The sequence below is a fragment of the Streptomyces krungchingensis genome (assembly GCF_054729265.1).
In genome coordinates, this window is sequence record NZ_JBPUKY010000001.1 from 8,944,021 (window position 1) to 8,966,847 (window position 22,827).

At 72.5% G+C, this 22,827-nt stretch carries 19 protein-coding genes; 8 read left to right on the forward strand and 11 right to left on the reverse strand.

What is annotated here, in order from left to right:
- The first annotated feature begins 89 nt into the window (after positions 1-89).
- Positions 90-1,736, forward strand: coding sequence for a pentapeptide repeat-containing protein (locus ACSYGO_RS38770; protein ID WP_426676752.1), 1,647 nt, complete (start codon positions 90-92; stop codon positions 1,734-1,736).
- Here the strand turns inward: ACSYGO_RS38770 and ACSYGO_RS38775 are convergent.
- Entirely contained in the window at positions 1,723-4,071 is a 2,349-nt protein-coding gene (locus ACSYGO_RS38775; RefSeq protein ID WP_460389501.1) for an ATP-binding cassette domain-containing protein, read from the reverse strand. The genes ACSYGO_RS38770 and ACSYGO_RS38775 overlap by 14 nt on opposite strands.
- Before the next feature lie 66 nt (positions 4,072-4,137).
- On the reverse strand, positions 4,138-5,151 hold the full coding sequence (locus tag ACSYGO_RS38780) for an LLM class flavin-dependent oxidoreductase (RefSeq protein WP_460389502.1): 1,014 nt from the start codon (positions 5,149-5,151) through the stop codon (positions 4,138-4,140).
- Positions 5,152-5,588: 437 nt separating this feature from the next.
- On the opposite strand from ACSYGO_RS38780, the gene ACSYGO_RS38785 reads away from it, so the two are divergent.
- From ACSYGO_RS38785 to ACSYGO_RS38795, 3 genes are all read left to right on the forward strand, one after another.
- Positions 5,589-6,362 carry a nuclear transport factor 2 family protein gene (locus ACSYGO_RS38785; RefSeq protein ID WP_426676749.1) on the forward strand — a complete coding sequence of 258 codons (774 nt, stop codon included), beginning with the start codon at positions 5,589-5,591 and terminating at the stop codon, positions 6,360-6,362.
- Between the two features lie 81 nt (positions 6,363-6,443).
- Positions 6,444-7,412: an aldo/keto reductase gene (locus tag ACSYGO_RS38790; RefSeq protein ID WP_460389503.1), complete on the forward strand. Its 969-nt coding sequence runs from the start codon at positions 6,444-6,446 to the stop codon at positions 7,410-7,412.
- A 552-nt stretch (positions 7,413-7,964) separates the two neighbouring features.
- Positions 7,965-9,851 carry a ricin-type beta-trefoil lectin domain protein gene (locus ACSYGO_RS38795; RefSeq protein ID WP_460389504.1) on the forward strand — a complete coding sequence of 629 codons (1,887 nt, stop codon included), beginning with the start codon at positions 7,965-7,967 and terminating at the stop codon, positions 9,849-9,851.
- A 99-nt stretch (positions 9,852-9,950) separates the two neighbouring features.
- On the opposite strand, the gene ACSYGO_RS38800 is transcribed toward ACSYGO_RS38795, so the two are convergent.
- The 3 genes from ACSYGO_RS38800 to ACSYGO_RS38810 form a co-directional block, all read right to left on the reverse strand.
- Entirely contained in the window at positions 9,951-11,195 is a 1,245-nt protein-coding gene (locus ACSYGO_RS38800; RefSeq protein WP_460389505.1) for a polysaccharide deacetylase family protein, read from the reverse strand.
- A 208-nt stretch (positions 11,196-11,403) separates the two neighbouring features.
- Complete coding sequence (locus tag ACSYGO_RS38805; protein ID WP_460389506.1) at positions 11,404-12,150, reverse strand: DUF4232 domain-containing protein; 747 nt, start codon at positions 12,148-12,150, stop codon at positions 11,404-11,406.
- A gap of 143 nt (positions 12,151-12,293) precedes the next feature.
- The gene (locus ACSYGO_RS38810) at positions 12,294-13,679 is read right to left on the reverse strand and encodes a serine/threonine-protein kinase (protein WP_432188714.1); all 1,386 of its coding nucleotides are present in this window, start codon (positions 13,677-13,679) and stop codon (positions 12,294-12,296) included.
- Between the two features lie 46 nt (positions 13,680-13,725).
- Between ACSYGO_RS38810 and ACSYGO_RS38815 the strand changes: the two genes are divergently transcribed.
- The gene (locus ACSYGO_RS38815) at positions 13,726-14,277 is read left to right on the forward strand and encodes an RNA polymerase sigma factor (protein ID WP_460389507.1); all 552 of its coding nucleotides are present in this window, start codon (positions 13,726-13,728) and stop codon (positions 14,275-14,277) included.
- 103 nt (positions 14,278-14,380) lie between these two features.
- Entirely contained in the window at positions 14,381-14,872 is a 492-nt protein-coding gene (locus tag ACSYGO_RS38820) for a phosphatase domain-containing protein (protein ID WP_426676742.1), read from the forward strand.
- A 72-nt stretch (positions 14,873-14,944) separates the two neighbouring features.
- Here ACSYGO_RS38820 and ACSYGO_RS38825 read toward each other — a convergent pair whose 3' ends face one another.
- Positions 14,945-15,160, reverse strand: coding sequence for a dodecin (locus ACSYGO_RS38825; protein ID WP_426676741.1), 216 nt, complete (start codon positions 15,158-15,160; stop codon positions 14,945-14,947).
- 310 nt (positions 15,161-15,470) lie between these two features.
- Here ACSYGO_RS38825 and ACSYGO_RS38830 point away from each other — a divergent pair, with 310 nt between their 5' ends.
- Positions 15,471-16,733 carry an extracellular solute-binding protein gene (locus ACSYGO_RS38830; RefSeq protein ID WP_426676740.1) on the forward strand — a complete coding sequence of 421 codons (1,263 nt, stop codon included), beginning with the start codon at positions 15,471-15,473 and terminating at the stop codon, positions 16,731-16,733.
- 108 nt (positions 16,734-16,841) lie between these two features.
- On the opposite strand, the gene egtD is transcribed toward ACSYGO_RS38830, so the two are convergent.
- From egtD to egtA, 4 genes are read right to left on the reverse strand one after another with little or no spacing between them, the layout of a single operon-like run.
- A complete protein-coding gene (egtD, locus tag ACSYGO_RS38835; protein ID WP_460389508.1) occupies positions 16,842-17,813 on the reverse strand; it encodes an L-histidine N(alpha)-methyltransferase in 972 nt (323 codons plus the stop codon).
- Positions 17,810-18,601 (reverse strand): ergothioneine biosynthesis protein EgtC, encoded by a 792-nt coding sequence (gene egtC, locus ACSYGO_RS38840; protein WP_426676738.1) that lies wholly within the window; start codon positions 18,599-18,601, stop codon positions 17,810-17,812. The genes egtD and egtC overlap by 4 nt, the downstream gene beginning before the upstream one ends.
- A complete protein-coding gene (gene egtB, locus ACSYGO_RS38845) occupies positions 18,601-19,932 on the reverse strand; it encodes an ergothioneine biosynthesis protein EgtB (RefSeq protein WP_460389509.1) in 1,332 nt (443 codons plus the stop codon). The genes egtC and egtB overlap by 1 nt, the downstream gene beginning before the upstream one ends.
- The gene (gene egtA / locus ACSYGO_RS38850) at positions 19,929-21,263 is read right to left on the reverse strand and encodes an ergothioneine biosynthesis glutamate--cysteine ligase EgtA (protein ID WP_432173998.1); all 1,335 of its coding nucleotides are present in this window, start codon (positions 21,261-21,263) and stop codon (positions 19,929-19,931) included. The genes egtB and egtA overlap by 4 nt, the downstream gene beginning before the upstream one ends.
- Before the next feature lie 257 nt (positions 21,264-21,520).
- Between egtA and ACSYGO_RS38855 the strand changes: the two genes are divergently transcribed.
- A complete protein-coding gene (locus tag ACSYGO_RS38855) occupies positions 21,521-22,351 on the forward strand; it encodes a TIGR02452 family protein (protein ID WP_460389510.1) in 831 nt (276 codons plus the stop codon).
- A gap of 9 nt (positions 22,352-22,360) precedes the next feature.
- Here ACSYGO_RS38855 and ACSYGO_RS38860 read toward each other — a convergent pair whose 3' ends face one another.
- Positions 22,361-22,807, reverse strand: coding sequence for a type II toxin-antitoxin system PemK/MazF family toxin (locus tag ACSYGO_RS38860; RefSeq protein ID WP_432173996.1), 447 nt, complete (start codon positions 22,805-22,807; stop codon positions 22,361-22,363).
- Positions 22,808-22,827: the final 20 nt, after the last annotated feature.

Below are 22,827 nucleotides of genomic sequence, written 5' to 3' on the forward strand. Positions count from 1 at the left end.
TTTGAAGAAGGTGATTTGGAGTCGATGGGTTCGGTGTCGATTCACCCGAAGCGGGGACGGGGGACCGGTGACTCGGCGATCATCCGTCCATGACGGTTGCACCGACGCCGACCTGGCCGATCTGCGGACACGGCGGCTGCCGCGGTGTCGTCGTCCCCCGGCGGGGGCGCTGCCTCGCGCACGTCGACGCCGCGGGGCGGCAGATCTCCCTGTTGTCGACCGCGGCGGGCAGCCCAGCCGACTACCGGGGGGTGCCGTTCACCCCGGAACTCCTCGAAGAGCTCCGCCGCAGGAGTCAGCGCATCCTGTACGAGGCCCGGTTCGAGCAGGCCGTGTTCACCGGGGACGCCGACTTCAGCGGGTTCCTCTTCTCGGGGCCGGTCGACTTCCGCGACGCGCGGTTCGAAGGGGCGGCGGACTTCACTCGTATCGGAGTGCGGGGCCACGCCGACTTCCGGCGGACGGCGTTCGAGGACGACGTGACCTTCGACCGGGGCGACTTCGAGGGGGCCGCGGACTTCTCCCGAGCGGAGTTCCGCGGCAGGGTCTCGCTGACGGGAACCCGGGTGGCGCGGGACGTGCGGCTGGACATGGCACGGTGCTCCGGGCCGCTCGAAGCCATGATCGTGAGCGGCAGCGAGATCCACCTGACCGGGGCCGTCCTGGAACGACCTGCCCGTCTGTACGCGGCCACACCTCGTCTGACCTGCCGGGACACGACGTTCCTCGGGCCGTCGACGCTGCGTGTACGGCGGACCCAGGTGGACCTGACCGACGCGAATCTCGCAGCCCAGGTGTCGATCCTCCAGCACTTCGGCCCCTTCTACCTCCCCGACGGCACGAACATGGAGGAGACGCGGCCACTGGGCTGGGGTTCCCCCTTCTTCGCCGAGCTGCTTTCGGTGCGAGGCGTGGACGTCTCCTTCCTCACGGTCGTCGACATGGGGCTGGGTCCCTGTCAGTTCTTCGGGGCCCACCATCTCGACCAGATCCGCATCACCGGCGAGAGCCTCTTCAGGTCGCCGCGGCCGGGCTGGGGCGTGCACGGCGGAATACCCCTGCGGTGGACCAACAGACGGGCCATGGCCGACGAACACCTGCTCCGGCAGCGGCTGGAGTCGAGCGACCGCAATCGGCGGGCCTGGACGGACATCGACGACGACCTCCCCGGCACGGTCATGGAGCCCGCCCACGTCGCCCAGCTCTACCGCCAGCTCCGCAAGGCCCTGGAGGACAGCAAGGACGAACCGGGAGCCGGCGACTTCTACTACGGCGAGATGGAGATGCGGCGCCTCGACAGGGCCGAGACGACCCGCGCCGAACGCTGGCTCCTGCACGCCTACTGGCTCCTCTCCGGCTACGGCCTGCGCGCCTCGCGGGCCCTCGCCTGGCTGCTGCTCGCGGTCTGTGTCACCGTCGTACTGATGCTCGGGCTCGGCCTGCCGGACAAGAGTCCCAGCCAGACCGTCACGGGAGATCTGCCCCCGAGCGGCGGCAAGGTCACGCTGGAGGTCGACACCCCGGATCCGGTGCTCACCCTGCCCGTCGCGGACCGGTTCACCCCGGAGCGGTTCGAGAAGACCCTGCGGATCGTGCTCAACTCCGTGATCTTCCGGTCCAGCGGACAGGACCTCACGACCTGGGGCACCTACACCGAGATGATCAGCCGCTTCACCGAACCGGTGTTCCTGGGTCTCGCCGTGCTCGCCGTCCGCGGCCGGATCAAGCGGGGCTGACCAACTGCCGTGCCAGATAAGGGGCGGTGCGGCTGCCCGCGGAACGTGCCAGCTCCGCCGGCGGTCCCGCCGCGACGATCTGGCCGCCCGCGTCGCCGCCGCCGGGGCCGAGGTCGATCACCCAGTCGGCGCCCGCGACGACCGACATGTCGTGCTCGACGACCACGACCGTGTGGCCCGCGTCGACCAGACCGTGCAGCTGGCGCATCAGCACCTCGACGTCGGCCGGGTGGAGGCCGGTGGTCGGCTCGTCGAGCAGGTAGAAGGTGTGTCCGCGGCGCACCCGTTGGAGTTCGCCGGCCAGCTTGATCCGCTGGGCCTCGCCGCCGGACAGCTCGGTCGCGGGCTGGCCGAGGCGGAGATAGCCGAGGCCCACGTCCTGCAGCGTGGCCAGACTGCGGGCGACGGCCGGGGTGTCCGCGAAGAAGCCGGCCGCCGCCTCCACCGTCAGGTCCAGGATCTGGGCGATGTTCTTTTCCCGGTATGTCACTTCGAGGGTCTCGGGGTTGTAGCGCGCCCCGCCGCAGTCCGGGCACGGCGCGTACGTGCTGGGCAGGAACAGCAGCTCGACGCTGACGAAGCCCTCGCCCTGGCAGGTCTCGCAGCGGCCACCGGCGACGTTGAAGGAGAACCTGCCGACACCGTAGCCGCGACGGCGGGCCCCGTCCGTCCCGGCGAAGACTTTGCGCACGACGTCGAACAGCCCCGTGTACGTGGCGAGGTTCGAGCGCGGGGTGCGTCCGATGGGCTTCTGGTCGACCGTGACCAGACGCCCGACCCCGTCGAGTTCCTCCGTCACCTCGCCGATCAGCGTGGACTTGCCCGAGCCGGACACCCCGGTGACCGCGGTGAACACGCCGAGGGGGAACTCGGCCGTGACCTCGCGCAGGTTGTGCCGGGTGACCGGTCCGACCTTCAACTGGCCCCGGGCCGGGCGGATCTCGCGTACCGGCGCGGGTGACCGGTCGAAGAGGAAGCGGGCGGTCGCCGACTCCGGCACGCCCTCCAGGTCCGCGACCGGTCCGCTGTGCAGCACCTGCCCGCCGTGCTCACCGGCGCGCGGCCCGACGTCGACGAGCCAGTCCGCGCCGCGGACGACGTCGAGGTGGTGCTCCACCACGAACACCGAGTTGCCCGCGCTCTTCAGCCGGTCCATGACCGTGAGCAGCGCTTCCGTGTCCGCGGGGTGCAGCCCGGCGGACGGTTCGTCGAGGACGTACACGACTCCGAAGAGCCCCGAGCGCAACTGCGTGGCCAGACGCAGCCGTTGGAGTTCGCCCGCCGACAGCGTGGGGGCCGGCCGGTCGAGGCTGAGATAGCCGAGGCCGAGCTCCACGACCGGTGCGACTCGCGACCTGAGGTCGTCGGTGAGGACCCGCGCCGCCTCTCCGCTGCCGTGCAGCGCCCGCACCAGCTCGGTCAGCGGCAGCGCCGCCAGCTCAGCGATGGTGTGCCCCGCGAACGTCACCGCCAGCGCCTCGGCCCGCAGCCGGCTGCCGCCGCACACCGGACACGGAGCACTGGTCAGGAACCGCTCCGCCTTGGCCCTCAGCGTCGGGCTCTTCGTGTCGGAGAAGGTCTTCATCACATAGCGCCGGGCGCTCATGTACGTGCCCTGATAAGGGCGTTGGATCCGCTCCGCTTCCCGCACCGGATGCACGGTGACGACCGGCTGCTCGTCGGTGAACAGGATCCACTCCCGCTCCCCGGCGGGCAGTTCCCGCCAGGGCCGGTCCACGTCGTGGCCGAGCGTGTCGAGGATGTCCCGCAGGTTCTTGCCCTGCCAGGCGCCCGGCCACGCGGCGATCGCGCCCTCACGGATCGACAGCGACGGATCGGGGACCAGCAACTCCTCGGTCGTACGGTGGACTCGCCCGAGCCCGTGGCACTCCGGGCAGGCCCCGGCCGCGGTGTTCGGCGAGAACGCGTCCGAGTCGAGCCGCTCCGCGCCCGGCGGATAGTCGCCCGCGCGGGAGAACAGCATGCGCAGCGAGTTGGAGAGATTGGTGACCGTGCCCACGGACGAGCGCGACGTGGGTGTCGACCGGCGCTGCTGGAGGGACACCGCGGGCGGCAGCCCCGTGATCTCCCCGACCTTCGGCGCGCCGACCTGGTGGATCAGACGCCGCGCGTACGGCGCGACCGACTCGAAGTAGCGGCGCTGCGCCTCCGCGTAGATCGTCCCGAAGGCCAGCGACGACTTCCCGGAACCGGACACGCCCGTGAAGACGGCGAGCACGTCCCGCGGCACGTCGACGTCCACGCCCCGCAGATTGTGCTCGCGGGCGCCCCGTACGCGGACGTACGGGTCGTGGGAACCGTGGGGGCTGGACATCGGGGAGACTCCTGTGGGGGCCTTGGGGCCGGTACGGCGGTGCGGCTCGGGGCAAACCCCACGATTCTAGGCCGGGGTCAGTCCCGCGACCCGGGCCAGCCCGCGATAGGAGTCGAGCAGGGCGTCCCGGTCGTACGTGCTCGACGTGACCAGTACCTCCTGGGCGCCGGTCTCCTTGATCAGCGTCGCCAGTTCGTCGGCGACCTGCTCCTCGGTGCCCGCGATGTGGCCGGTGAGTCCGGACTCGTAGAAGGCGCGCTCCCTGCCGTTCATCGTGAGGGTCTCCACCCGCTCGGCGGGAGGCAGCGGCGGGAAGGTGCCGTGCGTGCGGGAGTACGCCATCGACCAGGCCTCGGGGAGCAGCAGGCGGTGTGCCCGCTCGGGGGTCGCGGCGACCGCCACCGTGCCCGAGACGACGACGTACGGCTCCCGCGCCCAGACGGACGGCCGGAACGCCGCGCGGTAGTGGTCGACGCCGCGCAGCATCTTGTCCCGGTTCCTGAGGTCCCCGATGACCATGGGCAGGCCCGCCCGCGCCGCGATGCCGGCGCCCTCGCCCATGGCGAGCACGAAGGGCGGCACGGTCAGCCCCTCCGGCGGGCGCGCGTGCACGCCGGTCGGGGAGGTGCCGCGGAACCAGCCGAGGAGTTCGTCGAGCTGCGCCGCGAAGTCGTCGCTCGCGGCCGCGTCCTTGTCCCGCCCGAGCGCCTTGCGCACACCGTCCGTGAAGCCGACGGAACGGCCGAGCCCCATGTCGATCCGCCCGGGGAACAGGGACGCGAGCACGCCGAACTGCTCGGCCACGACGAGCGGCCGGTGGTTCGGCAGCATCACTCCGCCGGTGCCCACCCGTATCGTGCGCGTGGCCGCGGCGACGGCGGCGGCCAGGACGGTGGGCGCGGACCCGGCGACCCCCGGCACCCCGTGGTGCTCCGAGACCCAGATCCGGTGGTAGCCGAGAGCTTCCAGGTCCTGCGCCAGGCGCACGGTGTCACGCAGCGCCTCGGCCGGCTCGTGCCCCTCCCGGGTGCGCGAGCGGTCGAGTACGGAGAAACGGGTTTCCGCGATCACAGAGCTCACAGGGGGTTCAACGCGTGCGGGCCCTCAGGATTCCCGGTGCCGGTGCCGGTGCCGGTGCCGGTGCCGGTGCCGGTGCCCGTGCCGGTGCCGGTGCCCGTGCCGGTGCCCGTGCCCGTGCGTGCCTCGGCTGTCCGTGCCGGTAGCGGCGCCTGTGCTCGCGACTGCGACTGCGACTGCCACCGCGACTGCGACTGCGACTGCCACCGCGACTGCGGCTGCGACTCCGACAGCGGCCACGCCCGCCCCCGGTGCACGGGGGGGGCTTGGGTCGAACGTACATGCGAATGTGAACGCGAAGGCTCCTTCGCCGTCCCCGCACCGCGGACGCCCCGCGACGTCACCCGCACGCGCCCGGAGCCAGGCCGCTGCGGTCGCGCCCGGACGCGTACAGGCACACGATGCGAAGACGAACGTCTCGCTTTTTCACTGGAGTACTCATGGTCTGGATTCCTCAGATCACGGATCTCGTCGAGCGGCTCGGAGCGGCCGACCTCGCCGGTGCCCTGCGCGACCCGGACACGGCCACGGTGCCGGTGGCGCTCGACGACCCCGGCGCCGGGCGCATCTGCGGCGTGGGTGTCCTGGCCGCCTGGCTCGCCGAGCAGGAGCAGTGGCGGACGGAGCACGCCGCCGTCGTGGAGCCGGCCGCCGTCACGGTCACCGGACGGCGCGCCGTCGGCGAATGGGTCGTGCGCCTCGACGGACCGGACGGCGGACGCATCGGGCTTCCCGTGGCCGTCGCGGTGGAACCGGCCTCCACCATGCCGGTGCGGATCTACCACTCCCGATGGCCGCTGCTCGGCCGCCACGTCGTGCGGCCCCCGCTGGTGCGGCACGCCCCGGACGCACACGCCTCCGACGTCGTGGACGTCTACCGGGCGGCCCTCGCGGAGGGGGACGTCGCCGCCGTGGTGGCGGCCTTCGCGCCCGACGGCTACTTCCGCGAACCGTCCGGCGACACCCACCGGTACATCGGCACCGCCGCGCTCAACGACCTGTTCAAGGGCTTCTTCGCCGCGGGCGGGGGCGTCCCGCTGAAGCTGTGCACCGTCACGGACGACGGCACCCGCAGCGCCGTCGAGTACGTCTGCGACCGCTGGGGCGACGCCGACCTTCCGCCCCAGGCGGGCCTCGTCGTCTGCACACGCGGCGAGGGTGGCCTGATCTCGGCCGTGCATGTGTACGACGACGTGGAGGCGCCCGTCGAGTAGGGCTTCACCGGGCCTGTGGCGGGCAGGGAAACAGGTGGCCGCAGTGCCGCCATCCCACGGTGCGCGAGAGCAGGAGTGAGCATGCAGTACGTGAAGCTCGGTTCGACGGGCCTGGACGTGTCCCGGATCTGCCTGGGCTGCATGAGTTTCGGTCTTCCCGACCGCGGCGTCCACGAGTGGACCCTGGACGAGGAGGCCTCCCGCCCGCTGATCCGCCAGGCGCTGGAGGCCGGGATCAACTTCTTCGACACGGCGAACGTGTACTCGGACGGCACCAGCGAGGAGATCGTCGGCCGGGTGATCGGCGACCTCGCGCGCCGCGACGAGATCGTCATCGCCACCAAGGTGAACGGCGCGATGCACGACGGGCCCAACGCCCGCGGCCTGTCCCGCAAGGCGGTCATGACGGAGATCGACAACAGCCTGCGCCGCCTCGGCACCGACTACGTGGACCTCTACCAGATCCACCGCTTCGACCCGGCGACCCCCGTCGAGGAGACGATGGAGGCGCTGCACGACGTGGTCAAGGCGGGCAAGGCCCGCTACATCGGGGCGAGTTCGATGTACGCCTGGCAGTTCTCCAAGGCGCAGTACACGGCGCGGCTGAACGGATGGACGCGGTTCGTCTCCATGCAGAACCACTACAACCTCCTGTACCGCGAGGAGGAGCGCGAGATGCTGCCGCTGTGCGAGGACCAGGGCGTCGGCGTGCTGCCCTGGAGCCCGCTGGCCCGTGGACGGCTGACCCGGGACTGGGACACCGCCACGGCGCGCAGCCGGACCGACGAGTTCGGCCGCAACCTCTATCTGGACGGCGACCGCGAGATCGTCGACGCCGTCGCCCGGATCGCCGCCGGACGCGAGATCTCGCGTGCGCGGATCGCCCTCGCCTGGCTGCTGCACCGCAGCGTCGTGACTGCGCCCGTCGTCGGCGCCACCCGGCCGCTGCACATCGAGGACGCGGTCGCCGCCGTCGAGGTGGAGCTCACGGACAAGGAGATCGAGGAACTGGAGCGGGCCTACACGCCCAGGGCGATCAGCGGCCACTGAGCAGCGGAATTCCTGGTTCCCGGAATTGAGTGGCCCCGGCATCCCATTGGGAGCGCTCCCAATGGGATGCCTCAATGGGTCGAGCGCGCGTGCGATTCGGTGGCGGCGGGGTTTGTGAATTCCGTTTTCCCGGGACCCGCTGACATTCTGTCAATATCTCGGGCTGCCAGGGGAAAAGGAAATCGCCGGACCGCTTGTTCCGTCTCGGGAGCTTGTGCAAAGGTGTGCGTTGTCGGCGTGCAGACAATATTGTGCTGCCTTCTGTGCCCGTACGGTGCGGCCGTTCGTCCCCTTGCTTCACGAGTGCGGCCGGATTGCTTCACAGGTGCGGTCCGGGGTGGTCGTGCGCGGCGCGGCCCCCGTGGGTAGGCCGTCCGCCTTGCCGGGCGGTCTACATACCCATTGGTATGGACTAATTTCCGTGTTGCCTTTGGGAGGAAAGCGGACGTGAATGATGCCAGGCTGCCTCATTCCCCGGCTCCGACGCGGTCGTTCGAGGTATCGGATGAACGGCTCGCGGCCGAGATGAAGAAGAGCCAAGGGAACGCACCCGTGCACTATCCCGTCGGCGAACTGCTCGACCGCCACTGGGAAGCGGTGTACTCCTACGCACGCCTGTGCACTCACGGCGTACGGCCCGCCGGAATGCTCACCACGGGCGCATTCACCCGTCTGTTCGGCGAATCCCTGGACCAGTCGGGGCCCGGCGCCGCATGGCGGCCCCAACTCCTCGTCACCGTCCGGCGCATGGCCGCCGAGTGGCTCACCGACCAGCGGCGCGACATGCTCCACCCGAACCTGCTCGCCGGCTCGGACCGCGAGGACCGGGCCGCGGCACGGCTCCTCCCGCCGGAGGGCAGACGCCTGCTGTCCCGGGCGTTCCAGCGGCTGCCCGAGCCCGCCCGCTGCCTGCTGTGGCACATCGAGGTCGAGGCCGAGCGACCGGAGGTGCCCGCGGCCCTGCTGGGATTCGAGGCCGAGGACGTCCTGCCGGAGCTGGAGCGCGCCCGGGAACGCCTGCGCGCGGGCTGTCTGGAGATCCACCGCGAGCTGGCCCCCGAGCAGGAGTGCCGGCGCTACAACCGGATGCTCGACGTCTCCCTGCGCCGCCGCGGCGCCGGACTCGACCCCGATCTGAGCGATCACATGGCCCGGTGCGGTCACTGCCGCCACACCGCCGAACAGTTGGACCAGTTCAACCGCCCGCTGGGACTCCCGCTCGCCGAGGCCGTGCTCGGCTGGGCCGCGCGCGACTACGTCGCCTCCCGTCCCGGACGCGCCTCCGCGATCCCCGCGGCCGACGGGGTCCATACGGCCGACGAGGCCGCCGCCACGGCACCCGACCTCACCGGAACTCCCGCCGACACGGGGGTGCTTGCCTGGACCGGGACGCCCGCGGACGCGCCCGCCGTGCGCGAGGTCCCGCTGCCGCCGGGACTCCGCCCGCGCACCGCCGCGCGCGGCCGTGGCGCCGGCGACACGCGTACGCCCGCGCACCGGGCCCCCCGGGGACAGGGAGCCGGCACGCACAAGGCCCCCCGCCAGGCGCCGCGCCGCCGCGAGGTGGCGCTCGCCGTCCTCACCGTGAGCACCCTGATCCTGGTCCCGCTGGTCGTCTGGGCGGCCGGCACGAGCTCCGGCGGCGAGAACGGCACGGCCGACGGCACCGGCCGCTCGGACGCGCCCGGTCCGAGCCGGTCGCCCGGTGCGAAGCCCTCGTGGATCGGGACCGGAGCCCGGCCGGGCGAGACCGCGCGGGGACTGCTGCGCAACGCCGCGACCGGACTGTGCGTCGGCATCGTGGGCGACAAGCCCGCCAAGGGCGTGGAGGCCCGGCTCACCTCGTGCACCTCGGCGTCCGCCCGCCGGTGGACGTACGAGGCCGACGGACTGCTGAGCGACGCGGCGGACCCCGGCCTGTGCCTCGACTCCCACCTCGGCTACTCGGTCCGGCTGACCGCCTGCCCGGGCGTGTCGGGCCCCGGCGCGAAGGACCGGCGCTACGACTTCACCCTCCAGGGCGCGCTGGTGCCGCGCTGGAACCAGGACCTCGCCCTCGCGCCCGCCTCCGCCGACGACGGCGCGGCCCTGCTCCTCAAAGTCCGCGACGACGGGGCCGTCCAGCGCTGGGAACTCGACGCCTCCTCGCCCTCGCTCCAGATGGAGGTGGTCAACTGGGGCTCCGCCGACGGCGGACCGGACACCACCCCCGCACCGCCCACGGCATCCGCACCGCCCGCCGCCCACGGGTCGTCCCCCACCCCGTCGACCGCGCAGCCGGTTCCGGCGACCTCCGCCCCGCCGTACGAGTACTGCACCTCCCCGTACGCCTACTGCCCCGGGGACGGGCAGTACGGTTCCGGCCGCGACCCCGGATACGGCTACGGGGACTACGGATACGGCTCCGGACACGAGGGAGGGCTGGGAGGCCGCCGGTGAGTCCGGTACACCCCGCCCGCCCCGCCGCCGTACGGGAGACCGCCGAGCCGTCGGGCTGACGGCGGGCCCGAGCCGTCAGCCCGAGGCGTGCCCGAACCGTCAGGACGACGGCGTGCCCGAACCGGACGCCGTGCCCAGGAACTCCGCCCAGCCGCCGAGCGGGGACTGCCCGGGATCGAGAGTGCGCAGCTTCCGCAGGACCGCCGGGTCCTGCACCTCCAGCCACTCCACGAGCTGGCGGAAGGACACCATCCTGACCTCGTCGTGCTCGGCGATCCGTGCGATGGCCTGCTCGACGGCGTCCATGTAGATGCCGCCGTTCCAGCGTTCGAAGTGGTTCCCGATGAAGAGGGGCGCCCGGTTGCCCTCGTAGGCGCGGCGGAAGCCGGCGAGATAGCTGTCACGGGCCTGCGCACGCCACGCGTCGAACCGGGAACGGTCGCCGAGCGGATTCGCGTTCGACTGGTTGGCCATCAGGTTGTAGTCCATGGACAGGACCTGGAAGGAGTGACCGGGGAACGGGATGGACTGGAGCGGGAGGTCCCAGATCCGGCCGCCCTGCACCTTCCCGGGCCAGATCTGCAGCCCGCCGGGTGAGCTGGCGTCGTACTTCCATCCCAGGTCGGCGACGGTCGGCAGCAGGTTGGCCTGCCCCTCCAGGCACGGGGCCCGCCCGCCGATCAGTTCCTTGTGGTAGTCGAAGGGCAGCGGTTCGAGATCGGTGAAGCCGGTGTTCGTCTTCCAGCGGGTGACGAACCCGATCGCCTGCTCGATCTCGCTGCGCCACTCGGCGGGCGACCACAGGCGCACTCCGTCCGTACCGCAGAAGTGCCCGTTGAAGTGGGTGCCGATCTCGTGCCCCTCCAGCCAGGCGGCGCGTATCTGCTGGAGCGTGGCGTGGATGTGCCGGTCGGAGAGGTAACCGATCGCGGAGGCACCGACCGGGTGCTGCGGAGGGCGGTACAGGTGCTTCTTCGACTCCGGCAGGGTGTAGATGCCGCTGAGGAAGAACGTCATGGACGCCCCGTGGTCGGCGGCGACCTTGCGGAACCGGGAGAACAGCTTGTTGCTGAGCTCGCCCGCGCCGTCCCAGGAGAAGACGACGAACTGCGGCGGGCGCTCACCCGGCTTCAGCCGCCGCGCCTTCGGCTGCCTGGGCTGGGCCCCGGTGTCGGCGGTCGAACCGTCACCGATCGGCTTGGGCGGCTTGCTCCGCGACCCCTTTCCGTCGCCCTCGCCGGTATTGCCCACCGACCAGTCGTTCGCCGAGCAGGCGGAGAGCGCGCCCAGGGCGCCCGCCGATGCCGCCGCGGTCAGCAGCCGCCTGCGTGAGATACCGCTCATGATCGTCCCCCGGGTTGCTCGCCACGGCTCCCGCTCTGCGGCCGGAGCCCCGTACCTGTGACGCCCCGCTCTGTCCGGGTGCGTCAATCGGTGGGATGCGCGGCCATCCGGAAAGGGTCGCGTGATCCAGGACACGTAGCCGTTCCGTGACAAACCCCGCCGACCTGCGGGGCAGGTGGCGGGGCAGGGGGAATTGGGGCCGCTGGGTTCAGGTGCCGGTGCCCGCCCGGACGACCGTCAGGGACACCGTCGAGGCGTTGCCGGAGACCGGCACCTTGCCCTGCGTCCACGTCACCTTGAGCGGGTCCCTCTCGTCGGGGGGAGTGACGAGGAGGGCGGCGGGCGTCGCCGTCCTCGCCCCGCTGATCTCGGGGTTGGAGAAGGTCAGACCCGCCCACGCGCTCTGCCCCGGCGTCAGCGTGAGCGTCGTCGGCGATTCCGGGGAGCGCTTGGGGTCCGGGCCGAGCTGCTTGCCCGACGCGTCGACGAACGCGGCCCCGGGGAAGCCGCGCACGGTGCAGGTGCGCCCCGACTTGTTGGTCAGGACGACGGGGAAGTTCTCCTGCCCCGCGCCCGGGTCGTTGTTGCCCACGGACGCGCGCAGTTCGGAGGTGTGGCAGCGGCCGCCGCCCGAGGAGTTGCCCGAGGACGTGGGGGCCGCCCCCGACGTCGTACCGGACGCGGTGGCGGACCCGGCCGAGGTGTCGTCCCCGCCCGGGGTGGCCGTGCCGCTCGATCCGCTGTCCGCGGTCCTGTCGCCCGAGGCGGGCTCGGCGGTGCCGGAGAGCGTCTGCGGCGCGCTCTTCGGTGAGCCGTCCGTGCCGCAGCCCGTGAGCAGGCCGAGCACCGCGATGCCCGCGAGCACCGCCGCCCGTCGGGTGTGGGCCGAAGTGCGGTGCGCGGGAACCGCGTCGACCGGGTCCGTGTCCGCCGCCGCGCGCCGGAAGGTCGCCATGTCACCACTCCTTGGGAATCACCGCACGCGTTCCTCACGCGTACGCACGGCGCGTTGTGCCCCGTCACCCCTGTCCGATGCACCGGCACACGGAAAAGTTCGCGGGATCGGCGGGGAAAATGCGCCGGGCCGGACGCGACCGTTCAGGTGCCGACCCGTACGGACCCGATGACCCGGTCGGCCGTGTCCTGGTCCGCTTGCTTCTGACGGATCTGCACGTAGACCTGGGGCCGCGCACCGCCGCCCGCCGGGCTCAGCCCCGCCTCGACGACGGAGCCGCCGCTGCCCGGACAGTCGTCCCAGGTCCGGATCAGACCGTGCCAGCGGGCGCCGCTGTAGGCGCGGCTGCCCTCGTAGTGGCATCCGCTGTGCGCCAGTGCCCGCACCTCGGCGGCGACGTCGCCCTGCTCGCTGAGCCCGATGAAGGCGCCGCTGACGTCCGACCGGAGGTCCTGCCACCGGGCGAGGTCGTCCGCGACGGCGAGTCCGGGCTCCCGCCCGTCCCCGAGCCCCAGGGCGCGCGGATTCCAGCCGGAGTCCCGTATCTGACGGCCCCAGGCGTCCGGAACCCGCGCGGTGACCCGTCCCGTGCCGTCCTCGACCCGGACGGTCCCCGCCGAGGGTTCCCGCGTCGCGAGCGTGGCGGCGACGGTGACGGCGCCCGCGAGGACGGCGACGGCCAGCGCGGCGACCAGGCCGCGCCTGCCGCGCCGTCGTGCCGCCGGGGTCCCGCCGGGACCGTCCGCGGCCAGCCGTTCGAGTTCCGCCGCGAATGCGGCGGCGGTCGGCCAGCGCCGCTCACGGTCGGGTTCCATGGCCCGCATGAGTGCCCGCCCCACGTCCGCGGGGAGGTCCGCGCGAAGCCGGTCGGGTCGTACGACCTTGCCGGGCGGGCCCGGCACCGAGCCGGTGACGAGGTGGTGGCCGAGGGCGCCCAGGCTGTACACGTCGGCCCGCGCGTCGATGCCGGAACCGGGCTCGGCCTGCTCGGGAGGCGTGTATCCCGCGGAGCCCGCCGCCATGGTGAGGCCGGACGCCTGGGCCAGGCTCTTGGCCAGTCCGAGGTCGGCGAGCAGGACACGGTCGCCCCCGCCGGGCGTGCCGCGCAGCAGTACGTTGGACGGCTTGATGTCACGGTGGACGATCCCGGCCTCGTGCAGCGCGGCGGCTCCCCGGGCTGCCAGCGCGGTCAGCCGCAGCGCTTCGGCGACCGGCAGCGGACCGGTCCCGACGCGGTCGGCGAGGGTGCCGCCGTCGGCGTACTCCATGACGAAGTACGGCCTGCCGTCCGGGAGTTCGCCGATGTCGTAGACCTGCACGACCCGGCTGGAGTCGGCCCGGCGCAGCAGCCGGGCCTCGGAGAGGAAGCGCTCCCGGATGTCCAGGTGGTCGACCCAGTTCTCGGAGAGCACCTTCACCGCGACGGGCGCCTCCAGCACGTCGTCGTGGGCGAGCCAGACGACGCCGAAGCCGCCGGCACCCAGACGCCGGTCCAGACGGTAACGGCCGATCCGCTCCAGGGAGTGCATGCGACTATCATGCCTGGCCTCTGATCGACAGTGAGGGGAGCACTCGGTGCGGGACGCGGCGCGGAGCGAGGAGCTGGCCCTGCGGGCGGCGGCCGGTGACGAGGCGGCCCTGGACGGACTGCTCCAGGAGATCCGCCCCGAGGTGGTACGGCGCTGCGGACGCTTCCTGCCCTGCCGGGAGGACGCCGAGGAGGCCGCCCAGGACGTCCTGCTCCAAGTGGCCCGGAAGATCACCACGTTCGAGGGCCGCAGCCGATTCGGCACCTGGCTCTACACCGTGGTCGCGAACTGCTCCCGGCAGAAGTACCGGGAACTCAAGCGGCGGGCAGCCGAGCAGCCGGTCGCGATCGACGCCTCCCAGCAGGTTGATCCGCGCACCACGAGTGTCATCGCCGGTTCCCGTGTCGACCTGCTGGAGGCGCTGGAGCGTCTGGAGCGCGAACACCCGCACCTCGTGGCGCCGTTGGTCTACCGGGACATCTGCCAGCTGGAGTACGCCGAGGTCGCCGAGCGCGTCGGGATTCCCCTCGGCACGCTCAAGTCCCGGCTGTACGAGGCGCGCAAGCAGGTCAGGCCCTGGCTGGCGGAAGCTTCCTGACGAAGCCTCAATTCGGGTGCAGGGCAGAGGCGTCGGACGTGTCGGTGGGCCAGGGGCCGCGGGCGGGCGCGGCGCGGCCGGGGGACCTGCATAGGGTGGGCCCGTGAAGGAGACGAACAGCAGACCGCTCGCCGTGTTCGACCTGGACGGCACGCTCGCGGACAGCGCGCACCGGCAGCGGTTCCTGGAGCGCACGCCCCGCGACTGGGACGCGTTCTTCTCGGCGGCGCCGCAGGACCCGCCGCTGCCCGAAGGGATCGCGCTGGCGCTGGAGAGCGCACGCGAGTGCGAGGTGGTCTACCTCACCGGCCGCCCCGAGCGGTGCCGCCGCGACACCGTCGACTGGCTGGCCGCGCAGGGCCTGCCCGCCGGGCGTATCTGGATGCGGCGCAACGACGACCGCAGGCCCGCCCGCCGCACCAAGCTGGAGGTCCTGCGCCGGCTGGCCCGCGACCGCGAGGTCCGCGTCCTCGTCGACGACGACGAACTCGTCTGCACGGACGCCGAGCGGGCGGGCTTCAGGGTCGTACGGGCGCGCTGGGCGGCCACGTCGGCGGCGCTGAAGGACGCACAGGAGCGGGAAGGGCGGACCTGACCGAACCGTCGGGGACCCGGCCGAGGGGGGCCGGCTGGGGCGGCTCGACGGGACCGGGTCGGGTGAGGGCTCTCAGTCGCCCTCGTCCAGGCGGAAGCCGACCTTCAGGCCGACCTGGTAGTGCTCGATCCGCCCGTTCTCGATCTGCCCCCTGACCTGGGTGACCTCGAACCAGTCGAGGTTGCGCAGGGTCTGCGAGGCTCGGGTGATCCCGTTGCGGATGGCCTGGTCGACCCCCTCGTGGGAGGTGCCGACGATCTCGGTGACCCGGTACGTGTGTTCGGACATGCGGGTGCTCCTCTCCGTGGCGGGTGTGCCCCGCGTCATTCCACGGTGCCCCACGGTGCGACGGTCCGCGAGATGTCGGAGCGCACTGCGCGAGATGTCCGAGCGCACTGCGGAGAAAGTTGCTCCCCGGCCGCGCCCGGTGGGGCCTGGTGAGAGCCGTCCGCGCCCGGCTCCGGACGCAGCCTTCCGTAGTCGACCCTTGACGGAATGATTGGTCCATACCAAAATCCAGAACACCCGTGCGAGCGCCATGCTCGTCCCCCACGTCGGGCCCCCTTCCCCCTGTCCGCAAGGCAGAACAGGACCCCTCGTGAGACTCCGCCTCCTCGCCGTCGTATCAGCCACCGCGTTCCTGGCCACCGCCTGCGGAGCCCTGCCCGACAGCGGATCGGGGCAGCGGACGGTCACGGTGTGGCTGATGAAGGACAGCGCCTCCAAGGACTTCCTGAAGAGGTTCACCGAGGACTTCGAACGCACGCACGGCGCCCTGCGCCTCGACATCCGCATCCAGGAGTGGACCGGCATCGGCGAGAAGGTGCAGGCGGCCCTCAAGGAGCGGGACAAGTCCGCGCCCGATGTGATCGAGGTCGGCAACACCCAGGTGGCGCAGTACGTCGACGGCGGCGGACTGAGCGACATGACCCTCGAGTCCATGCGGGACTGGGGCATGAACGCCTGGCTGCCCGGTCTCGCCGAACCCGGCCGCTTCGGTACCCGCCAGTTCGGCGTCCCCTGGTACGCGGCCAACCGCGTCGTCATCTACCGCAAGGACCTGTTCGAACGGGCCGGCATCAAGCAGCCGCCGAAGAACCGCGAACAGTGGCTCGCCGCCACCGAGCGGCTCAACTCCGGCGGAAACCAAGGGATATACCTGGCGGGACAGGACTGGTACACCCTGTCCGGGTTCATCTGGGACGAGGGCGGCGACCTCGCCAAGGAGACCACCAGCGGCAATTGGGAGGGCACACTCCAGACGCCGGCCGCCGTGCGGGGCATGGACTTCTACCGGCGGCTCCAGACGCTCGGCGACGGGCCCGTGGACGCCGACGAGGAACACCCGCCGCAGTCGGGGGTGTTCGCCAAGGGCCGGGTCGCGCAGATCGTCGCCGTCCCCGGACTCGTCCAGGCGATCGAGCGCACCAATCCCGCGCTCAAGGGCAAACTCGGCTTCTTCCCCGTGCCCGGCAAGACCGCCGCCGCTCCCGGCGCGGTCTTCACCGGTGGCTCCGACCTCGTGGTGCCCAAGAACACGGACGACCGGGAGGGCGCGACGGCCGTCGTCGCCGCGCTCGCGGGCGCCAAGTGGCAGACCGAGCTGGCCCGCACGATGAACTACGTGCCCAACAAGACGACCCTCGCCGACGCCGTCGCGGGCGAGGAAGGGGCCGCGGCGATGGCGGCCGGCGCCGCCCACGGCCGCGCCACCCCCTCCTCGCCTCGGTGGGCCGCGGTCGAAGCCGACAACCCGATCAAGGACTACATGTCGAAGGTGCTGAGCGGCGCCGACCCGGAGGCGGAGGCCCGGCGCGCCTCCGCCCGCATCACCAAGACCCTGGCGGACGACGGCGAGTGACGCGGGGCGACGGGTGCCGTGGGACCTCGGGTGGCGTGGAGCCGGAGCACGCCGGTGCCGGGGCGGGTCCCTGTCGGCGCGCCCGCCCCGGCCCTTTCGGCGGTCCTGTCAGCGGTCCTGGCCCGCGACGTTCAGCGACAGCGCGAAGCGGCCCTCCGCGTCCGTCCACCAATGGGTCAACGCGAACCCCGCCGAGGCCAGTTCGGCCCGCACACCGTCCTCGCGGAACTTCGCCGAGACCTCGGTGCGCAACTCCTCGCCCCGCGCGAAGTGCACGGCGAGGTCGAGGGCGGGGATCTTCACCGTCTGAGCGGCCCGCGAGCGCAGCCGCATCTCGATCCACTCCTGTTCGCTGTCCCACAGGGCGACATGATCGAACGCGTCGGGATCGAAGTCCGCCTCCAGCTCACGGTTGACGACACTCAGCACGTTCTTGTTGAACGCGGCCGTCACCCCGGCCGCGTCGTCGTACGCGGCGACCAGGACCGACTCGTCCTTGACCAGGTCGGTGCCGAGCAGCAGCGCGTCGCCGGGCGACAGCAGCGCCCGTACGGACGCCAGGAACGCGGCGCGTTCGGCGGGCAGCAGATTGCCGATCGTGCCGCCGAGGAACGCGACGAGCCGCGGCCCGGGAGTGTCGGGCAGCGTGAGGGAACCGGTGAAGTCGGCGATCAGCGCGTGCACGCCGAGGCCGGGGCGTTCGGCGGCCAGCGCCTGGCCGGCCTGGGTGAGCGCGCTCTCGCTGACGTCCACGGGGACGTAGGTGTGCAGCCCGGGCAGCGCGTCGAGGAGATGGCGCGTCTTCTCGGACGAGCCGGAGCCCAGCTCGACGAGGGTGCGCGCGCTGCTCGCCCGGGCGATCTCGCCCGACCGGGCGAGCAGGATCTCCCGCTCGGCGCGCGTGGGGTAGTACTCCGGGAGCTCGGTGATCTTCTCGAAGAGTTCGCTGCCGTGCGCGTCGTAGAACCACTTGGGCGGCAGCGTCTTGGGCGTACCGGTGAGGCCGTGCAGGACGTCCGCGCGCAGCGCGGCGTCGGTGGCGTCCTCGGGGAGGGTGCGGGTCAGAAGGAACGGACTCACGTACGGGGCTCCTTCGGCTGTGCGGGTGCCATGTCGTCGTTCATGTCCTTGAGAGGGGTGAGCAGCACCTCGGTGCGGCTCGCCGTGAGCAGGGTGTGGTCGGGGACCTCCCGCCAGTGCGGGTCGTCGTCGTACGGCTCGGAGGCCACGACGGTGCGGGGGCCCGGCCCGGAGAGGTACCACAGGGTGTCGCCCCAGGCGGTCGCCACGATCGTCTCGCCGTTGGTGAGCAGCAGGTTGAGGCGGGAGCCGGGGGCCGCCTCGGCGACCTCCACGACCGTGTCCGCCAGTGCCTGCCCCTCGTCGTCGCCGCCGCGCAGCCGGTGCAGGACCAGCGCCCAGACGAGCGCGGAGTCGCAACGGGCCTCCAGCGACAGCACGTCCTGCGCGGGCAGGGTCGTGGCGAGCGGCGCGAGCGTGCCGGGCCACCCGGCGACCGCGCCGTTGTGGCTGAACAGCCAGGGGCCCGCGGCGAACGGCGCCGCCGCGGCCTCCCCGTCGGCGCCCGCCACGGTCGCGTCCCGGACCGCGGCGAGCAGCGCGGAGGCGCGGACGACACGGGCCAGGTCGGCGAACGACTGGTCGCCCCAGATGGGCACCGCGCGCCGGTAGCGGGCGGGCACCGGGTCCCCTGGGGCGTACCAGCCCACGCCGAAGCCGTCGGCGTTGACCGTCCCGTGCCGCTGCCGCCGGGGCGCCCACGCCTGCCGGAACAGGCCGTGCTCCGGCTCCACGAGGAGTGCGCCGAGGGGCTCCTCGGGCCCCAGGAACGCCAGATGACGGCACATCAGGCACTCCCGGGTCCGGCGTCGCGCGCGGTGCGGAACCCGCTGAAGATCTGCCGCCGGATCGGGTAGTCCCAGTTGCGGAACGTGCCCCGGCAGGCCACCGGATCCACGGCGAACGAGCCGCCGCGCAGCACCTTGTGCTCCGGCCCGAAGAAGACCTCCGAGTACTCCCGGTACGGGAAGGCCGCGAAGCCGGGGTAGGGCGCCAGGTCGCTCGACGTCCACTCCCACACGTCGCCGATCAACTGCCGGACACCCAGGGGGGATTCGCCCGCCGGATAGCTGCCGGCCGGCGCCGGGCGCAGATGCCGCTGGCCGAGGTTGGCGTGCTCGGGCGTCGGGTCGGCGTCACCCCACGGATAGCGCCGGGAGCGGTCGGCCGCCGGGTCGTGCCGGGCCGCCTTCTCCCACTCCTCCTCGGTGGGCAGCCGCCGCCCCGCCCAGCGGGCGTACGCGTCGGCCTCGTACCAGGAGACGTGCAGCACCGGCTCGTCGGGCGGCACGACCTCGGTGACGCCGAACCGGCGCCGCAGCCACTGCCCGCCCTCGCGGCGCCAGAACAGCGGAGCCTCGATGCCGTGACCCCGGACGTGGTCCCACCCCTCCGGGGTCCACCAGCGTTCGTCGCCGTACCCGCCGTCCTCGATGAAGGCCAGGTAGGCGGCGTTGGTGACGGGCGTGGTGTCGATGTAGAACGACGGCACGGTACGCCGGTGCGCGGGCCGTTCGTTGTCCAGCGCCCACGGCTCGGTGGACGTCCCCATCGTGAACGGGCCACCCGGGACGAGGACTTCGAAGGGCCCGGTGAACCGAGGCACGGGAGCGGGGTCCGGCGCCGTCAGCGCGGCCGGCCCGCGGCGCAGCTGATGGGTGATCAGCATGGTCTCGTCGTGCTGCTGTTCGTGCTGCGCGATCATCCCGAAGGCGAACCCCGCCTCGGTCAGAGGCGTGCCGCGGAACGCGGTGCCCTCCAGGACGTCCAGCGCCCGGCCGCGCACCTCGGCCGCGTACTTGCGGGCCTCCGCGGGCGGCAGCAGCGGCAGCGACGGGCGTTCGGCGCGCGGATGCTCGAACGCGTCGTACAGCCCGTCGATCTCGGGGCGCATGGCGTCGCGCCCCGCGACCGCGCGCAGCAGCCACAGCTCCTCCTGGTTGCCGATGTGCGCGAGGTCCCACACCAGGGGCGACATCAACGGCGAGTGCTGTGCGGTCAGCTCGGGGTCCTCCACGCAGGACGTGAGGAGCGCGGTGCGGTCGCGGGCCGTGGTGAGCGCGTCCAGCGCACGCTCCCTGAGCGACTCCGGGTCCGTGAGCGTTTCGGGGGCGGTCATGTGCGGATGTCCTTCCCGTGGAACTGACCGTACGAACGACTGTGCGAAGGATCGAGGATGCGGGCCGGAGAGTACCCCTGGAGGCTGCTGAGCAGATCGTCGGCGGGGCAGCGGCCGCGGGCCACGTAGCGCTCGGTGAACTCCGCGACGGCGTCCAGGACGTCCGTCGTGGCACCGAGCCGGGGCAGCGCCTCGGCCGCCGCCGCGAAACAGACGGTCGCGGCCTCCCGCAGCTCCGGATCGGCCAGACCGAACCGCGCGGCGTCCCGCCACAGCGGATTGCGCGGGGCGGCCAGGGGGCCGGCCCGCTCCGCGAGCGGCTTCACCGTCCGGTAGGCGGTCTCGGCCGCGTCCGGATCGTCGAAGAGCGCCGCCGTCACGGCGAGCGGCACGATCCAGCCGTCGTCGCCCGGCTGCGCGTCGATCATGCGCAGCTCCAGATGCCCGCGCGGCCGGACCGGCGGGAACAGGGTCGTCAGGTGATAGTCCAGATCCTCCTTGCGCGGCGGGCTGTCCGACCGCGTCCAGTCACGGAACGTCATGTTCTCGGGCACGTCCCAGGGGCCGCTCGACGCCCGTACGCACATCACCGGTGAGTCCAGGACGTGCCGGGCCCAGGCGGCGCGCGGCTCGACGCCCGGCGTCGGGGCGTCGGTGCGCCCCGGGTCCATGGCGGTCCACAGCGACTGGCGTGTGGAGAGCCAGCCGGTGCGCCGTCCCCGGGCCATCGGGGAATGGGCGAACGCGGCCACCAGGACCGCGCCCAGCTGGTGAGCCAGCCACCAGCGGCGCCCGTGGCCGAGCGGGCCCGGCTCCTCGTAGCCGGCGTCCAGGCACACCTGGACGGACGCGGAGGTGCACATCATGGCCCGGCCCTCGGGCCCCGCGCGGTCGAGATAGCTCTCCATGGCGTCGTACCTGGGCTCATGAAGAAAGCGGCGCGGCGGGTTCCACGGGTCCTGGCCGTAGCCGATCAGGCCGAGACCCGCCGCGCGCAGCGTCGCGCGGACGGCGTCGAGGTCGGCCGAGACGGACCCGATGCACTCCATCAGGGAGGCGGCGGGAGCGGAACTGAGCTCCAGCTGGCCGCCGGGTTCGACGGTGAGCGCCGAACGCAGGGGCAGGGTCCGCAGTGCGGCGTAGGCCGCTTCGAGTCGTGCGGAGGGGACGGGGAGCCGCGGCTGCCGCAGCTCATGGACGAGCCATTCCACTTCGACACCGAGGTACCGGGGCGGCCCGGTCTTGAAGCAGATGCCTCGGACCAGAGCGTCGACCTCGGCCTCGGTGACGACGGAATGGGACTCCGTACAGTCACTCACCGAATCGGACATGTAGGGATCCTCCTGAGATTCCAGCATGCCGCCGGCCCGGGATCTTGTGGGCCGGACCGGCAATCACCCGTCCCACCCAAGACCCTCGCGGCGGTTCGCACAAGGGTGCAGATCGCCGCTTTCGGGACCGCCAAACACTGTTTGCGGGGCCGCGAAACTCTGTTGCGCCGCATGACCAGCATCGCTCACGATGCGTTCATGGGCACGACGGGGGAGATCACGCAGGGAGCGCTCGCGGCACGTACGGGGGTCGCGCCATGAGCGCTCGCCTGCGTGCGACGGCACTTCGGACGGAGGAAATCGTCGCGGCCGGGGCCTATCGCGCCTCCGACGGACGCGAGGTCCCGATCGGCGCGGCCGTGGCGGCCGCTCGCGCCGGCACGAGGATGCACGGTCCGGAGCCGGTGGAGATCCCTGCGCTCGCCCCGCGGGAGACGGTCTTCGAGGTCACCGGCGAGAGCAGCCTCCAGGCCGCCCGCAGGCTCACCGGGGACGACCCCGTCGCCGTACTGAACTTCGCCTCGGCACGCAACCCCGGCGGCGGCTACCTGAACGGCGCGCAGGCCCAGGAGGAGGCCCTGTGCCGGGCCTCCGCGCTGTACACGTGCCTGGCCGGGGTCCGCGAGTTCTACGACCACCACCGCGCCCACCGCGATCCGTTCTACACGGACCGCGTGATCCACTCACCCGCCGTGCCCGTCTTCCGCGACGACCGCGGCGCCCTCCTCGACGCCCCGTACCACGCCGGATTCCTGACCGCCGCCGCGCCCAACGCGGGTGTGATCCTGCGCAGGACGCCCGAGCGCGCGGCCGATCTGCCGGGCGCCCTGGCGGTGCGCGCCGAGCGGGTCCTGGAGACGGCCGCGGCCCACGGCTACCGGCGACTGGTGCTCGGAGCATGGGGCTGCGGCGTCTTCCGCAACGACCCCGCACAGGTGGCGGACGCCTTCCACACCCTGCTGGGCGGCGACGGCCGATTCGCCGGCGCCTTCACCCACGTCGTGTTCGGAGTGCTCGACCGCACCCGCGGGTCGGTCACCCTGAGTGCTTTCGAACGGGCATTCGCGGAGCCGGCCGTGCCGCGGTAGCCGATCCGCTCACCGCCAGCCGTAGCGCTCCCGCAACCGGTGCACCACCAGGTTGAAGCGCATCCGGTCCAGGGCGCACGCCTCGCGCCGCATGCCGGCCTCGTGCAGCCGCAGCACCCGGTCCACGTCCACCCACGAGTCGCGCCCCGACCGGTCCCACGGACCGCTGCCGATCGGCACCCACTCACGGTCGCCGTCGTGCCGCTTGCTGGAGAGCTGCACGGCGAGGAACGTGCCGACGGCCTCGCGGGCGACGACGAGTACCGGACGGTCCTTGCCCCGTCCGTCGTTCTCCTCGAAGGGCACCCACGTCCAGACGATCTCACCGGGATCGGGGTCCCCGTCGTGCGCGGGGGAGTACTCGGTCCGCACCCGGCCCACCTCGCGGGGCTCGGCCTCGGTGGTCGCGGAGGGGCCGTGGCGGCCGGGTACGTCTTCGTCGGTAAAGGCAGTCACGCGGGCCACGTTAGAGCCTG

Excerpts from the sequence above, each read along its gene's own strand:
- ACSYGO_RS38775 (WP_460389501.1), bottom strand. The coding sequence starts at position 4,071 with ATGTCCAGCCCCCACGGTTCCCACGACCCGTACGTCCGCGTACGGGGC.
- ACSYGO_RS38810 (WP_432188714.1), bottom strand. The coding sequence starts at position 13,679 with ATGCACTCCCTGGAGCGGATCGGCCGTTACCGTCTGGACCGGCGTCTG.
- egtC (WP_426676738.1), bottom strand. The coding sequence starts at position 18,601 with ATGTGCCGTCATCTGGCGTTCCTGGGGCCCGAGGAGCCCCTCGGCGCA.
- ACSYGO_RS38800 (WP_460389505.1), bottom strand. The coding sequence starts at position 11,195 with ATGAGCGGTATCTCACGCAGGCGGCTGCTGACCGCGGCGGCATCGGCG.
- ACSYGO_RS38790 (WP_460389503.1), top strand. The coding sequence starts at position 6,444 with ATGCAGTACGTGAAGCTCGGTTCGACGGGCCTGGACGTGTCCCGGATC.
- egtA (WP_432173998.1), bottom strand. The coding sequence starts at position 21,263 with ATGTCCGATTCGGTGAGTGACTGTACGGAGTCCCATTCCGTCGTCACC.
- egtB (WP_460389509.1), bottom strand. The coding sequence starts at position 19,932 with ATGACCGCCCCCGAAACGCTCACGGACCCGGAGTCGCTCAGGGAGCGT.
- ACSYGO_RS38770 (WP_426676752.1), top strand. The coding sequence starts at position 90 with ATGACGGTTGCACCGACGCCGACCTGGCCGATCTGCGGACACGGCGGC.
- ACSYGO_RS38805 (WP_460389506.1), bottom strand. The coding sequence starts at position 12,150 with ATGGCGACCTTCCGGCGCGCGGCGGCGGACACGGACCCGGTCGACGCG.
- ACSYGO_RS38825 (WP_426676741.1), bottom strand. The coding sequence starts at position 15,160 with ATGTCCGAACACACGTACCGGGTCACCGAGATCGTCGGCACCTCCCAC.
- ACSYGO_RS38785 (WP_426676749.1), top strand. The coding sequence starts at position 5,589 with ATGGTCTGGATTCCTCAGATCACGGATCTCGTCGAGCGGCTCGGAGCG.
- ACSYGO_RS38855 (WP_460389510.1), top strand. The coding sequence starts at position 21,521 with ATGAGCGCTCGCCTGCGTGCGACGGCACTTCGGACGGAGGAAATCGTC.